Source organism: Buttiauxella sp. A111 (genome assembly GCF_014189855.1).
Classification (GTDB): domain Bacteria; phylum Pseudomonadota; class Gammaproteobacteria; order Enterobacterales; family Enterobacteriaceae; genus Buttiauxella; species Buttiauxella selenatireducens.
Window position 1 is genome coordinate 1 of record NZ_BJFN01000008.1, and the last position, 14,223, is coordinate 14,223.

Below are 14,223 nucleotides of genomic sequence, written 5' to 3' on the forward strand. Positions count from 1 at the left end.
GCGTATATTACGCTTTCCTCTTTCAGAGTCAAGCGTTTATTTTCGCTTTTCATCTGACTGACGGGCCGGTTTGTAAGCCGTTGTGCCGTGTCAGTGGAGGCGCAGTATAGGGATTTTCTGGAAGCTGACAACCCCTATTTTCAATTTTTATTTCAACCGTCGCTTTTTTATTCAAAATCGTCGCAAACAGCCAGTTTTTCTAGCCTTGGGAAGCCATAACGCTGCAAAACGGGTGCTAATTGTGCAATCTCAGGGGTTAGCCCCATGCAGAATGCAATATTCTCATCAGCAGATGTTGCATTCGGAGATTCATGCTCCAGAAGCCATACCGTACGACGAGCAATCGCAGCACCCGAATCTATCAACCTGGTGCCTTCCGGAAGAACTTGCAGCAACTCTTCTTCTAATAGAGGGAAATGGGTGCAACCTAATACAACTGTATCTGGCGGCTCCTTCATTCGTAACCACGGGCGAAGAATCTTGCGCAGCTCCTCAAGGTCAACAGGCTGACCGTGTAACTTGGCCTCTGCTAATTCCACCAACTCTGCCGAGCCGAGCATTTCGATTCTGCATTCCGAAGCAAAACGCGCGACCAGCTCATGAGTATAAGGACGGCGAACCGTACCGCGAGTCGCCAGCAATCCGACAACACCATTGGTCGTCAGACGGGCAGCAGGTTTAATCGCAGGAACGACACCAACAACCGGGAAAGCGAATTTTTCACGAAGAGCGGGAAGCGAAACGGTACTCGCCGTATTACAGGCGATGATGGCGAGCGCGAGTGGATAACGTTCCTGAACAGCGGTAACAATTTCCACTACGCGTTCAACAATGAATTCTTCGCTTTTCTCACCGTAGGGAAATGCTACGTTATCGAAAGCATAGATATAGTGCAGGTCAGGCAGAAGTTGCCGGACTTCATCATACACAGAGAGCCCACCGACACCGGAGTCAAAAACCAGTACGGTGGGACGTGTATTAGAAGGTATAGCTGCCAGAGAGGTAGTATTCCCGTCCTGGGGTTTGATAGCCATAAACCGTCTCGTAATCTTTATCGAACAGGTTGGCGATTCTACCACGAACGATTAACTGAGAGGTGACTGGATATGAAGCCGCAACATCAACTGTGCTGTAACTCGGCAAAATTTGCTGAGTAGGGTTATAAGCTGAGGTGTTGTTGTCATAGCGTTTTCCGTAATACTGCCACGCCACATCCATATCTACGTTAAACATGGTCCAGTCGAGCTGGTACTTTGCCTGGCGCTTGGCGCGGCGAGCCAGCACTTCATCAGTCTGGTCATCACGTGGGTCCATATACTGCAGCGTCAGCTTGTGGGTAAAGATGCCAGTATCAACGCTCCCGGTCCATTCAAGCCCTTTGATGGTCGCAGACTTGATGTTGTCATAAGACCCATCATAGGTAATCGGATCGGAATAGTAGGTAATCAGGTTATCAATTGTGTAGTGATAAGCCGACAGACGCCAGTCCACCGGTCCGGTCAAACCTTCAAGCCCTGCTTCCCATTGTTTGGATTCTTCTGGTTTCAGGTTCGGGTTTGAGTCGATACCAAAACGTGTGGAACCGTACTGTTGCCCCAGTGATGGCGCAAGGAACCCTGTGCCGTAAGAAATAGTTGCACGATACCCTTCAACAAACTGCCAACCCGCGGCAGTCTGCCATGTGCCGTGCCAGCCGAATTGTTCGTCATTATCTTCACGACCAGAGGCTTCTAAGGTTACGTCACCAAACTGCTGCTGCCCACTCAGGTACACGCCCGTGTTATCGCGTTTATAGCTATCAGACATCACAGTGTCAGAGGACGTCAGACGCTGTTGCTGCCAGTCCACCCCAGCACTGATGGAGCCATTCCCAACAAGGAAGTTGTTACCCCATTGGATGTTGCTCTGGGTCATGCGGTCGAGCGTCGTACCATCGTTATAGCGGCCATACACACTGCTATAGTTGTAGTCCTTAACTTTTTGATAGCTCGCTAACAGCTGCGTGGAATAGATTCCAGAATGGAAACGCAGGCCCGCATCATAATTCTGGTTATAGAGTTGATGCTCATCGGCGCTATACGCTGGTGAATAAGGAGGAGCACCTAAATCATAATCGCTGTTGTTGGTGTAACCGTAGGTACGGAAGAAGCCATCAAACTCTTCGCTAAATTTGTGCTCAAGGCCAGCCCAATAGCTTTTGCTACGGTAGCCATCGCTGTCGTTATCACCGCTATAAGTCGAGTGTGGCTGAACGTTGAAACCGTTGGTGGATTCATACGCACCAGAGATTGTCGCCACCGTATCACCAAAGCGTTTACGTACAGTCCCGTCGTACTGCTGGTAGCTATGTGAACCGACACCTGCATTGATCTGCGATTTCTCTTCATCGCTCTGGGTAATGATGTTCACTACACCACCAATCGCACCGGAACCATAAACGGCGGAACGCGGGCCACGAATGTATTCCACTCGCTGCACTAAAGAGATAGGGATTTGGCTGATATCTGAAGAATTGGAAATACCAGGCCGAGCAAGCGGAACGCCGTCCACCAGCACTAAGACATGGCTGGCGCTTGTCCCGCGAACAAACATGGAGGAGCTCTGCCCCAGACCACCGTACTGTACAATATCGACACCCGGTAAACGGCGCATCACATCATTAAGTGATTTTGCCTGCCATTGGTCGATCTCTTCCCGGGTGACAATATCAGTTGGAGCCAGAACAGTATTCACCGGTTGCTGAAAACGGTTAGCCGTTACCACCAGGGTTTCGTCAGAATTGCTGTCTTGCGCCCAGCCTGAAAAAGCCGTTACGGACAGAGCCGTAAACAGCGAAAGTTTTTTTACCATCATTTTTAATAAGCATCCGCTTTCCAATAAGGATGCCGCAGACATAACCGATAGCACGCGATAGTTATGCAGATTGCGACGTATACCGGTAGGTCTTCGGGCTTGGATGTGTTTTACGGATGATGACTTCCCACTTATATAAGCAGTGTCTGCATATAGCACTCATCCCACTCTTCCTTACCGCTGCGCGTCAGCCCCAGAATTACACTGGGTTCCCTTTTAACTCATAAAAAAGAGGCCGGAACCGCTATGCTACGATTTTGTTAACAAGTTTGTCTAGAAACATCAAAATGCAACAGCACTGGACATCACGTACCTATTCCCTACAATCGCCGCGTAGTTTGACTTCATTAACAGGTATGAGCTCATGACCCCCGAACATCTCCCAATTGAACAGTACGACGCGCAACTGGCCGAAAAAGTCGCCCGCTTGCAAAGCATGATGGCCCCTTTTACGGCACCAGCGCCGGAGGTGTTTCGCTCGCCGGTCAGCCATTACCGGATGCGTGCCGAATTCCGCATCTGGCACGATGAAGACGATTTGTACCACATCATGTTTGACCAGCAAACCAAACAGCGTATTCGGGTCAATAGCTTCCCGGCTGCCAGTACGCTTATCAATGCACTGATGCCTGCAATGCTTGATGGGGTTCGTGACATCCCTGCCCTGCGCCACAAACTTTTCCAGATCGATTATCTGACAACAATGAGCAACCAGGCGGTTGTTTCACTGCTTTATCATCGCAAGCTTGGTGAAGAGTGGCAGCAGCATGCCCAGGCACTGCGCGATAATCTGCGCGCGCAAGGTTTCAACGTTCATTTAATTGGCCGCGCCACCAAAACCAAGATCGAACTGGACCAGGACTTCATTGATGAACGCTTAACCGTTGCCGGTAAAGAGATGATTTATCGCCAGGTTGAGAACAGCTTTACTCAGCCTAACGCGGCGATGAATGTTCATATGCTGGAATGGGCGCTGGATGCGACTCAAGGTTCAAAAGGCGATCTGTTGGAATTGTACTGCGGTAACGGCAACTTCTCGCTGGCCCTGGCGCGTAATTTCAATCAAGTGTTAGCGACGGAAATTGCCAAGCCTTCTGTTGCTGCGGCGCAATACAACATTGCCGCTAACCAAATCGATAACGTGCAAATTATCCGCATGGCCGCTGAAGAGTTTACTCAGGCGATGAATGGCGTACGTGAGTTTAACCGCCTGAAAGGTATCGATCTGAAAAGCTATCAGTGCGAAACCATTTTTGTCGATCCTCCTCGCAGTGGCCTGGATGCTGACACGGTGAAAATGGTACAGGCGTATCCGCGCATCCTCTATATTTCCTGCAACCCGCAAACCCTTTGCGAGAACCTGGAAACATTGAGCGAAACCCATAACGTGTCACGCCTGGCACTATTCGACCAATTCCCGTATACGCACCATATGGAATGCGGCGTTTGGCTAACACGCAAATAGCAAAACGGACGCCTCGGCGTCCGTTTTTGTTTCTTCCAGCGTGATTATTCAGTCACCTGCGTTTTACGCGCGCGGACTTTAAACCCAATCCAGAACAACAGAGCAACTGAAAGCACGGATGGCAAGAAGTTAGAGCCAATCGCCGGGTATTCAGCGCGCACAACAGCGCTATACAGCAACACACCCAACACGAAACTCGCGGCGGCAATACTTGGCAAACCAACCGGCATCGTGCGGTTTTGGTAGCGTTGATGCAAACAGTAGACCGTCAGCACCAGCGCAATAATGGGGAAAATGGAAAATGGCACAACCGAGCTAAACACCGCGGCAAACGTACCGTTTATCGACAAGCCAGCGATAAACGCTAACCCGAGCGTACCTCTCTCTTGTAACTGTTTCATAGCTCTTCCTTCACTCACTCTTCGGATAAATGAGCCAATGCCATTTTTTCTTGCTCCCGGCGATACCAGTAATACGCACCTTTAGAAATCATGCGCAGCTGAAGCACCAGTCGCTCTTCAAGCTGACGACGCTGATCGGCATCAACGTCCAACGCTTCGGCACCAGCACTAAATACAATAGTTACCATCGCTTCCGCCTGCGCCTCGGTAAAGCTGCGCGGCATGCGGTTTTCGAGTTCCAGATAGTCAGCAAGTTCCGCAATAAAGTGCTGAATTTCACGTGCGACGGCGGCACGGAAAGCAGCTGACGTTCCAGAACGCTCACGCAGCAGTAAACGGAACGCGTTGGGATTATTACCGATAAATTCCATAAATGTTGAGACGGAAGTACGAATTACGCTTCCGCCTTTAGCAATTCGTTGTCGAGCCTGGCGCATTAACTGGCGCAGCATCAGGCCGCTCTCGTCGACCATCGTCAGCCCAAGTTCATCAACGTCACGGAAATGGCGATAAAACGATGTTGGCGCAATACCAGCCTCACGAGCGACCTCGCGCAAACTCAGGCTGGCAAAACTCCGTTCAGCACTTAACTGGCTAAACGCGGCTTCTACCAGAGAACGCCTGGTTCTTTCTTTTTGTTGCGCTCTTACACCCATCATATTGCCTGAATCTCTTAAATCGAAACCGCACTATACCAGAGATTAACTTAACTGGTTTTATACGGGATCGTGAATGATTGTTTACGCGAGCTTCCTCGCGTTACGTAGCAAAAAGCACAACGACAATTGGGTTATCTCGGCGTTGATGTTACCATCGTGTTGCTTTTATGTATAAGAACAGGTAAGCCTTACCATGTCACACACCTACGATTATGACGCAATAGTAATTGGTTCCGGTCCTGGCGGCGAAGGCGCTGCAATGGGGCTGGTGAAACTTGGAGCAAGGGTAGCCGTAGTCGAGCGCTACCATAATGTGGGCGGCGGTTGTACCCACTGGGGAACCATCCCCTCGAAAGCCCTCCGCCACGCAGTCAGCCGCATTATCGAATTTAATCAAAACCCTTTATACAGCGACCACACCCATCTTCTCCGTTCTTCTTTCGCCGACATTCTTAATCACGCCGACAGCGTTATTAACCAACAAACACGCATGCGTCAGAGCTTCTATGAGCGCAACCGCTGCGAGATGTTGCAGGGCGATGCACGTTTTGTCGATGAGCACACCATTTCACTGGAATGCCACGATGGTTCAGTGGAATTGATCACCGCTGAGAAATTCTTGATAGCTTGCGGCTCACGGCCTTATCGTCCATCAGAAGTTGATTTCAGCCATCCCCGCGTCTACGACAGCGACTCCATTCTCAATCTGCACCATGAACCGCGCCACGTCATTATTTATGGTGCAGGGGTGATTGGTTGCGAATATGCGTCAATTTTCCGTGGCATGAACGTCAAGGTGGATTTGATTAACACCCGCGATCGCCTGCTGGCGTTTCTCGATCAGGAGATGTCCGACTCGCTCTCTTACCACTTCTGGAATAGCGGCGTCGTCATTCGCCACAACGAAGAATTCGAGAAAATCGAAGGCGTGGAAGATGGCGTCATTGTTTCGCTGAAGTCCGGCAAAAAAGTGAAAGCTGACTGTCTGCTGTATGCCAACGGACGTACCGGTAATACGGACTCATTATCACTGGAAAATATCGGGTTGGAAGCAGATGGTCGCGGTCTGTTGAAGGTCAACAGCATGTACCAGACAGCGCAACCGCACATTTATGCCGTGGGCGATGTCATTGGATATCCAAGCCTGGCATCAGCGGCTTACGATCAGGGCCGGATCGCGGCGCAAGCGATGGTTAAAGGCGAAGCAACGGCTCATTTGATTGAAGATATTCCAACCGGTATTTACACCATTCCAGAAATCAGTTCCGTCGGGAAAACTGAACAACAGCTGACCTCGATGAAAGTGCCATACGAAGTGGGCCGTGCGCAGTTCAAGCACTTGGCTCGCGCGCAAATTGTAGGCATGAATGTGGGTACGCTAAAAATTCTCTTCCATCGCGAGACGAAAGAGATTTTAGGTATTCACTGCTTCGGTGAGCGCGCGGCTGAAATTATTCACATCGGCCAAGCGATTATGGAGCAGAAAGGTGGCGGTAACACGATCGAGTACTTTGTTAACACCACCTTCAACTACCCGACTATGGCGGAAGCCTATCGGGTTGCGGCACTAAACGGCCTGAACCGCTTGTTTTAACGCTGGCTCAAAATGGCCATCCATGTGCGTACGGATGGCCTCTGCGAGCTGCTCATAGCGACCGCGCAGCGGAGAACCCGGACGATAAACCAGGCCGATTGTACGGCGCGGTTCTGGTTTATAACACGGCAGATAGACGACACCATCACGGCAGCGTTCATTTGGCACAGCCAGCGCGGGTAGCAAGGTAATTCCGCTCCCTGCCGCAACCATGTTACGCAGCGTTTCAAGGCTGGTTGCACGGAAATGCGTATCTTCATCAGCGCCCGCTTCAAAGCAGAAACCCAGAGCCTGATCGCGCAGGCAATGCCCATCTTCCAGCATTAAAAGCTTTTCACCCGCAAGATCTGACAATGGCACGCGGTCGCGCTCTGCCCATGGATGATCCTGGTAAATCGCCAGCTTCATCGGCTCGTCGAATAACGGTACTTCGATAAACGCTTCACTCTCTTTCACCAGAGCCAGAATCGCACAATCAAGCTTGCCGCTATCAAGCTGCGCGAGCAGTTGATGGGTTTGCGCTTCGTGAAGGTACATTTCTAACTTTGGGAAGGTTTTATGCAGCATCGGGATAATCTGCGGTAACAGATAAGGCCCAACGGTTGGAATCAACCCAATGTGCAGCGGCCCGGACATCGCTTCGCCTTGTTGGCTCGCCATCTCTTTCAGGACTTTCACTTCACGCAGCACTGTACGAGCCTGATCCACTAACAGTAGACCCGCTTGAGTGAACAACACTTTCCGGCTGGTGCGCTCAAGCAACATGACACCGAGTTCATCTTCAAGTTTACGAATCTGGCCGCTCAGCGTTGGCTGACTGACATGGCAGGCATCCGCTGCCCGACGAAAGTGGCGATGTTCAGACAACGCCACCAGATATTCAAGATCACGAATATTCATTCTCTATCCTCCGTCGCCATGATAGCCCATGGCGATAGAAATCATAGCAACGAACGATTATCCCTATCAACTATTGATGGTAAATAATAGCCAGCAACAGCACAAACCATCCATGACCGTGGTTTTGTTGTAGAGACAACCCCGAAAACCTAAATAAGTACTGAAGCCAACGTGAGTTATTTAGCGGACAATATGTCCGCTTTTTTTTATCCGTTATAAACAAAAAAACCTGGCACCAGGCCAGGCTCTTCCGTTTGAAAACGATTTTAACCCAGACGCTGTTTCGCGTCGGCAATCGCCTGTGCTACCTGCTGTGGAGACACGCCGCCTTTTGCTGCGCGCTTATCCAGGCAAGATTGCAGAGACAAAATGGGATAAACATCATCACCAATCGTCGCGCTAAATTTCTGCAAATCAGCGAGTGACAATGCTTCCAGCGCTTTGCCCTGACGAATCGCTTCCACCACAGCCTCACCCACAATATGGTGCGCTTCGCGGAATGGTACGCCTTTCGCGACCAGGTAATCAGCCAGCTCCGTTGCGTTGGCATAGCCCTGCTCGGCGGCTTCTTTACAGCGCGGACGTTTAACCTGAATTCCATCCAGCACCAGCACCGACATATGCAGGCAATCCATCCAGGTATCGAGTGCGTCGAACAAGCCCTCTTTGTCTTCCTGCATGTCTTTGTTATACGCCAGCGGCAGCCCTTTCAGAGTCATCATCATGCCCGTCAGCGCACCCTGCACACGGCCACATTTGCCACGGATAAGCTCCAGCGCATCCGGGTTTTTCTTCTGTGGCATCAGGGAAGAACCCGATGTCACACGGTCAGACAGCTCAACAAAGCCTGCTTCGCCGGTGTTAAAGAAAATCAGATCTTCAGCAAAACGCGACAAGTGGACCATACCGATAGACGCATCTGAAAGCAGTTCCAGCACGTGATCGCGGTCAGACACGCTGTCCAGACTGTTACGCGTTGCAGAGGCGAAACCTAACCAACCCGCCAGTTGCTCACGGTCGATTTCATAGGCAGTGCCCGCCAGTGCGCCGCTACCCAGAGGGCTGACATCCAGACGCTCGAGTGTGCTCTGCAAACGGCTTTCGTCACGCGCCAGCATTTCTACATATGCCAGACACCAGTGTGCAAAAGTCACAGGCTGGGCACGCTGCAAGTGCGTATAGCCCGGCATCACCGCATCTTGATTGTTTTCTGCAGTCTCAATCAGCGCCTGTTGCAGTTGGCGAGTCGCCCCCAGAAGTTCGCTGATTTGCATTTTGCACCACAGTTTAAGGTCAGTGGCGACCTGGTCATTACGGCTACGACCCGTGTGGAGTTTTTTACCAAGCTGACCGACTTTATCGATGAGTTTGCCTTCCACCCAGCTGTGAATATCTTCCGCATCGCTTTCAAGAATCGCCTGCGGATTAGCCTGAACCTCTTCAAGCAAGAAACTCAGCGCTTGCTCAAGTTCCTGTTGCTCAGCAACCGTCAGAACACCAACCGTGACCAGCGCTTTGGACCAGGCGACAGAACCAACAATGTCAAACTCCGCCAGTCGATAGTCAAAGCGTAATGAATCATTGAACGATTTGAACCGCTGATCTGCTGCCTGAGTAAAACGTCCACCCCAAAGTGCCATATTGATGCTCCATTAAATTATCATCTTGTCCCCCTCACCCCGGCCCTTTCCCTGAGGGAGAGGGAGAAAACCAATACTCGATCAGTCCCCTCTCCTGAGGGAGAGGGTTAGGGTGAGGGCAAAAATTACTTCTTCAGCTCGTTCAATGCACGAATACGTGACGACAGCGAGAACAGACGGATGAAGCCGCCCGCGTGGCTGTGGTCATACACTTCATCTTCACCGAAGGTGGCGAACTCTTCGCTGTACAGGCTGTTCGGAGATTTTTTCTGCAACGCCGTTACCTGACCTTTATAAAGTTCCAGGACGACTTCGCCGTTCACTTCTTCTGCCAGTGACTCAGCGGATGCCTGCAAAGATTTACGCAGCGGTGCAAACCAACGGCCATCGTAAACCACGTAGGACATCTCCAGGCCCAGTTGCTCACGCCATTTGAAGCTATCACGATCCAGAACCAACTGCTCAACACCACGCAGTGCAGCCATCATGATGGTGCCTCCTGGGGTTTCGTAGCAGCCGCGGGATTTAATCCCTACCAGACGGTTTTCTACGATATCAATACGACCAATGCCGTGTTTAGAACCGATCTTGTTCAGCGTTTCCAGGCACTGGAATGGGCTCATGGTTTCGCCATTCACCGCAACGACTTTGCCCTGCTTAACAGTTACAGTGACTTGCTCTGCTTGATCTGGTGCTTCTTTAGGATCAACCGTCCAGACCCAGCAATCTTTGTTCGGTGCATTCCACGGGCTTTCCAGCACGCCGCCTTCGGTCGAGATATGCCATGCGTTTTCGTCACGGCTGTAGATTTTCTCTAGTGAAGCGGTGGTCGGGATATCACGCTCTTTCAGGTAATCCAACAGTGCTTCACGGGAACGCAGGTCCCACTCACGCCATGGCGCAACCACTTTCAGATGTGGCGCCAGAGCCGCCCACGCGGATTCAAAACGTACCTGGTCGTTACCTTTACCAGTCGCGCCGTGGCACAGGGCATCTGCGCCGACTTTATTCGCTACATCAACCAATGCTTTAGCAATCAATGGACGCGCCATAGACGTACCCAGCAGGTAGCTGCCTTCGTACAGTGCGCCAGTTTGCAATACTGGATAAACGTAATCGCTGATGAATTCTTCACGCGCATCCACGACATAGCACTCAGTTGCGCCAGAGCGCAGTGCTTTTTGTTCCACGCCTTTCAGGTCTTCGCGATCCTGGCCAATATCCACCACACACGCGACCACTTCACAGCCGCCGTAGTTTTCTTTCAGCCATGGAATGATGGCAGAAGTATCAAGGCCGCCAGAGTATGCGAGAACGATTTTTTTGATGCCGTGATTTTGCATTGTCTTATCCTTCAAAAACTTAATTTTAAACTAGGCCAGAATACGGGTGCCAATAGCCACACCGTTAAACAAAGAAGGTAACTGCTCCGCGTGACGCCAGGACGCGATGTCCACAGGGCGACCCAGAGTGCGGGCTGCATCCAGCGCCGCGTTGACTTTAACAATCATGCCGTCGGTAATAATGCCTTGAGCGATTAACTGCTCCGCTTTTGCCGCCGTCATTTCTGCAATACGCTGCCCTTTGCCATCAAGAATGCCGCTGACGTCGGACAACAGAATGAGATCGGCACCCAGTGTTGCTGCCAGCGCCGTAGCCGCCTGGTCAGCATTTACGTTCATCAACTCGCCTTCAGCAGTCACGCCAATAGAGCTGACAATCGGCAGGAAGCCAGAATCCAAAAGCGTGGTAATCAGCTTAGCTGAACCTGGTTTTGCCAGGCCTACATGGCCCAGTTCTTCGTCGAGTCTGGAAACCGTTACGCTGTCGCCATCGCCGAGGCAAAGACCGACACCATTGATGTCATGTTTTTTTGCCCACGCCAACAATGTTTTGTTCGCCGTTCCCGCCAACGCACCGGTAATAATGTCAATCTGGTCAGCAGGAGTCACACGCAGGCCATTTTTCTTGATAACCGGTAAGGAGAGCTTTTTCATCAGCTCATCGACCACGCAGCCGCCGCCGTGAACAATTACCAGTGGACGTTGATGAGACTGACGATAGTTCACCAGCGCAATAAACAGACGCTCCAGCGCTTCTTCGCTATCCAGCAGTACGCCACCTAATTTGATAATTAATGGATTCATCATGTCACCCAACTACCGGTTAAATAAGAGACTGCGTTTCGGCAAAGCCAAAACGAATATTCAGACACTGCACGGCCTGAGCCGACGCGCCTTTAAGAAGATTATCTTCAGTTGCGACGACAATCAGATGCTCGCCTTGCACGGCGAAACCAATATCGCAGAACGGCAGGCCAACCACGTTTTTCAGTGCTGGCACGCCTTTGTCATACAGGCGCACTAACGGTTTATCTTGATAAGCTTGATTAAACACCTCAGCGACTTGCTGCTGAGTTACCCCTGCTTTCAGACGGCAGGTAATGGTCGCCAGGATCCCACGCGGGAAATTGCCCAAGTGCGGGGTGAAAATCACTGGAGTACCAAGATGGCTGACAATTTCTGGATGATGGCGATGATTAAAAATGCCATACGGCTGCAGACTCACTTCGCAAAAGCTGTTGGAAATCGCAGCCTTACGCCCAGCGCCGCTAACACCGCTGGTCGCGTTGATCACAGGCCATTGGTTCAAATCCAGCAGTCCGGCATCAATCAGAGGTTTTAACGCCAGCTGAGATGCAGTGGGATAACAGCCAGGAACCGAGATCAAACTGGTTTCTTTAATGTTGTCGCTCTGCCATTCCGCCAGACCATAAACTGCCTGTTCCAGCAATTCAGGATGTTGATGCGTAAAGCCGTAGAAAAGTTGATAAAACTTGGCGTCGTTAACGCGGAAGGCGCCAGAAAGGTCGATAACGACACAGCCTTTTTCCAGAAACTGCGGTGCCAGGTCATGGCTGACTTCATGGGCAGTTGCGAGAAACACGACATCTACACCGTCGGTAAATTCGCTGATATCCGACATTGGCTGTAACGGCATATCAACGATACCTTTTAATTGCGGGTGCAAATCAGATATCAATTTTCCTGCGTCATTACTTTGCGCTGAAACCGTCAAAGCGGTTATGTTCATATGAGGATGGCGATTCAAATAGTTCACAAGCTCTGCGCCTGCATAACCGCTGGCACCAACAATCAGCGTATTCAACATCTCGGCTGTACACCTTCTTAGGTTGTGTCTGCTAAAGGTGTCAGCTGGAAAGCCATCACCCAACGTACAATTACGTGGTTCAATCCACCGGAACCAGGGGTTCCATCGCGGCAGGTAATAATGTATTTTTATTCAATATTACTGCATGATTATGTATACCAACCTGAGCTAAGGCCTGTCAACAGTGAAGATGAAATTACCTCCTTTTATCGAGATTTACCGCGCATTGATCGCTACCCCTTCCATCAGCGCTACCGACAGCGCGTTGGATCAGAGTAATGAGTCTTTAATCAATTTGCTGGCGGGATGGTTCCGCGACATTGGATTTAACGTCGAAATACAACCGGTGCCGGGTACGCGCAATAAATTCAACATGCTGGCGAGTACCGGTAGCGGTGCCGGTGGGCTACTGCTGGCGGGTCATACCGATACCGTGCCGTTTGACGATGGCCGCTGGACACGCGATCCCTTCACGCTGACCGAGCATGAAAATAAACTGTACGGCCTCGGTACTGCGGATATGAAAGGCTTCTTCGCCTTTATTCTTGATGCACTGCGTGATGTGGATGTCACCGCGCTTAAAAAACCACTCTACATTCTGGCGACCGCCGATGAAGAAACGACGATGGCAGGTGCACGTTATTTCTCTGAAACCACGCATATTCGCCCGGACTGCGCCATCATCGGCGAACCAACGTCTTTACAGCCCGTGCGTGCCCACAAAGGCCACATTTCAAATGCTATCCGCATACTTGGGCAATCTGGCCACTCGAGCGATCCGGCTCGTGGTGTGAACGCAATCGAACTGATGCACGACGCAATCGGCCATATCATGTCGCTGAAGAACACGTTGAAAGAGCGTTATCACCATGACGCCTTCACTGTGCCTTATCCCACGCTGAACCTCGGGCATATTAACGGTGGCGATGCGGCCAACCGTATTTGTGCCTGTTGTGAACTGCATATGGATATTCGCCCACTACCTGGGCTGACGTTAAATGATCTTAATGGTTTGCTAAATGAAGCATTAGAGCCCGTGAGCCAGAAATGGCCGGGTCGTTTGACGATTTCTGAACTGCACCCGCCGATTCCAGGCTACGAATGCGCCAAAGATCACCAGTTAGTGCAAGTTGTCGAGAAATTACTGGGCGCGCAAACCGAGGTCGTGAACTACTGCACCGAAGCGCCATTTATTCAGACGATATGCCCAACGCTGGTTCTGGGGCCGGGCTCAATCAATCAGGCCCACCAGCCAGATGAATACATAGAAACGCGTTTTATCGAACCCACTCGCAAACTCATCACGCAAGTCGTGCATCATTTTTGCTGGCATTGAAAAATAGCGTTTATGGGGGTTTTGCCCCCTTTTTAAGCTACTTTTTAGCGGATCCTCATAAGAAATGCTTATCCACGAAGTTAGTAATTAAATTTCATGAATTAGCGCAATTTATTCGTTTGCTGAAACGATTTCGTAGCAATTGACGAAACAAAACTTACGTGGCTTTATAAAGACGGTGTTGAACCTTCACGGGTGAAATTA

General features: G+C 50.7%; 12 protein-coding genes and 1 riboswitch. Of the genes, 3 read left to right on the plus strand and 9 right to left on the minus strand.

Features of this window, described 5'->3' with window-relative positions; all coding sequences use genetic code 11:
- Positions 1–167: 167 nt before the first annotated feature.
- The gene (gene murI, locus BSPA111_RS19860; RefSeq protein ID WP_183272868.1) at positions 168–1,034 is read right to left on the minus strand and encodes a glutamate racemase; all 867 of its coding nucleotides are present in this window, start codon (positions 1,032–1,034) and stop codon (positions 168–170) included.
- Complete coding sequence (gene btuB, locus BSPA111_RS19865) at positions 979–2,850, minus strand: TonB-dependent vitamin B12 receptor BtuB (RefSeq protein ID WP_183272966.1); 1,872 nt, start codon at positions 2,848–2,850, stop codon at positions 979–981. Before btuB ends, murI begins: the two co-directional genes overlap by 56 nt.
- A gap of 69 nt (positions 2,851–2,919) precedes the next feature.
- Positions 2,920–3,108: riboswitch (cobalamin riboswitch) on the minus strand.
- A 109-nt stretch (positions 3,109–3,217) separates the two neighbouring features.
- On the opposite strand from btuB, the gene trmA reads away from it, so the two are divergent.
- Positions 3,218–4,318 carry a tRNA (uridine(54)-C5)-methyltransferase TrmA gene (trmA, locus tag BSPA111_RS19870; RefSeq protein WP_183272869.1) on the plus strand — a complete coding sequence of 367 codons (1,101 nt, stop codon included), beginning with the start codon at positions 3,218–3,220 and terminating at the stop codon, positions 4,316–4,318.
- A 44-nt stretch (positions 4,319–4,362) separates the two neighbouring features.
- Here the strand turns inward: trmA and BSPA111_RS19875 are convergent, their stop codons facing one another.
- Together BSPA111_RS19875 and fabR are read right to left on the minus strand one after the other, a co-directional pair.
- Positions 4,363–4,719 carry a YijD family membrane protein gene (locus BSPA111_RS19875; RefSeq protein WP_183272870.1) on the minus strand — a complete coding sequence of 119 codons (357 nt, stop codon included), beginning with the start codon at positions 4,717–4,719 and terminating at the stop codon, positions 4,363–4,365.
- 14 nt (positions 4,720–4,733) lie between these two features.
- Positions 4,734–5,375 (minus strand): HTH-type transcriptional repressor FabR, encoded by a 642-nt coding sequence (fabR, locus tag BSPA111_RS19880; RefSeq protein WP_183272967.1) that lies wholly within the window; start codon positions 5,373–5,375, stop codon positions 4,734–4,736.
- 196 nt (positions 5,376–5,571) lie between these two features.
- Here fabR and sthA point away from each other — a divergent pair, with 196 nt between their 5' ends.
- Positions 5,572–6,972, plus strand: coding sequence for a Si-specific NAD(P)(+) transhydrogenase (gene sthA / locus BSPA111_RS19885; RefSeq protein WP_183272871.1), 1,401 nt, complete (start codon positions 5,572–5,574; stop codon positions 6,970–6,972).
- On the opposite strand, the gene oxyR is transcribed toward sthA, so the two are convergent.
- From oxyR to argC, 5 genes are all read right to left on the minus strand, one after another.
- The gene (gene oxyR / locus BSPA111_RS19890) at positions 6,946–7,872 is read right to left on the minus strand and encodes a DNA-binding transcriptional regulator OxyR (protein WP_183272872.1); all 927 of its coding nucleotides are present in this window, start codon (positions 7,870–7,872) and stop codon (positions 6,946–6,948) included. The two genes, sthA and oxyR, sit on opposite strands and share 27 nt — an antisense overlap.
- Positions 7,873–8,138: 266 nt before the next feature.
- Positions 8,139–9,512, minus strand: a complete 1,374-nt coding sequence (gene argH / locus BSPA111_RS19895; protein WP_183272873.1) for an argininosuccinate lyase — start codon at positions 9,510–9,512, stop codon at positions 8,139–8,141.
- Between the two features lie 125 nt (positions 9,513–9,637).
- A complete protein-coding gene (locus tag BSPA111_RS19900; RefSeq protein WP_183272874.1) occupies positions 9,638–10,855 on the minus strand; it encodes an argininosuccinate synthase in 1,218 nt (405 codons plus the stop codon).
- Positions 10,856–10,885: 30 nt separating this feature from the next.
- Positions 10,886–11,662, minus strand: coding sequence for an acetylglutamate kinase (gene argB, locus BSPA111_RS19905; RefSeq protein ID WP_183272875.1), 777 nt, complete (start codon positions 11,660–11,662; stop codon positions 10,886–10,888).
- Positions 11,663–11,678: 16 nt separating this feature from the next.
- Positions 11,679–12,683: an N-acetyl-gamma-glutamyl-phosphate reductase gene (gene argC / locus BSPA111_RS19910; protein WP_183272876.1), complete on the minus strand. Its 1,005-nt coding sequence runs from the start codon at positions 12,681–12,683 to the stop codon at positions 11,679–11,681.
- A 184-nt stretch (positions 12,684–12,867) separates the two neighbouring features.
- On the opposite strand from argC, the gene argE reads away from it, so the two are divergent.
- Positions 12,868–14,019, plus strand: coding sequence for an acetylornithine deacetylase (gene argE / locus BSPA111_RS19915; protein ID WP_183272877.1), 1,152 nt, complete (start codon positions 12,868–12,870; stop codon positions 14,017–14,019).
- The last annotated feature ends 204 nt before the right edge of the window (positions 14,020–14,223 follow it).

Coding starts and splice junctions, on each gene's coding strand:
- murI (WP_183272868.1), bottom strand. CDS start 1,034: ATGGCTATCAAACCCCAGGACGGGAATACTACCTCTCTGGCAGCTATA.
- btuB (WP_183272966.1), bottom strand. CDS start 2,850: ATGGTAAAAAAACTTTCGCTGTTTACGGCTCTGTCCGTAACGGCTTTT.
- trmA (WP_183272869.1), top strand. CDS start 3,218: ATGACCCCCGAACATCTCCCAATTGAACAGTACGACGCGCAACTGGCC.
- BSPA111_RS19875 (WP_183272870.1), bottom strand. CDS start 4,719: ATGAAACAGTTACAAGAGAGAGGTACGCTCGGGTTAGCGTTTATCGCT.
- fabR (WP_183272967.1), bottom strand. CDS start 5,375: ATGGGTGTAAGAGCGCAACAAAAAGAAAGAACCAGGCGTTCTCTGGTA.
- sthA (WP_183272871.1), top strand. CDS start 5,572: ATGTCACACACCTACGATTATGACGCAATAGTAATTGGTTCCGGTCCT.
- oxyR (WP_183272872.1), bottom strand. CDS start 7,872: ATGAATATTCGTGATCTTGAATATCTGGTGGCGTTGTCTGAACATCGC.
- argH (WP_183272873.1), bottom strand. CDS start 9,512: ATGGCACTTTGGGGTGGACGTTTTACTCAGGCAGCAGATCAGCGGTTC.
- BSPA111_RS19900 (WP_183272874.1), bottom strand. CDS start 10,855: ATGCAAAATCACGGCATCAAAAAAATCGTTCTCGCATACTCTGGCGGC.
- argB (WP_183272875.1), bottom strand. CDS start 11,662: ATGATGAATCCATTAATTATCAAATTAGGTGGCGTACTGCTGGATAGC.
- argC (WP_183272876.1), bottom strand. CDS start 12,683: ATGTTGAATACGCTGATTGTTGGTGCCAGCGGTTATGCAGGCGCAGAG.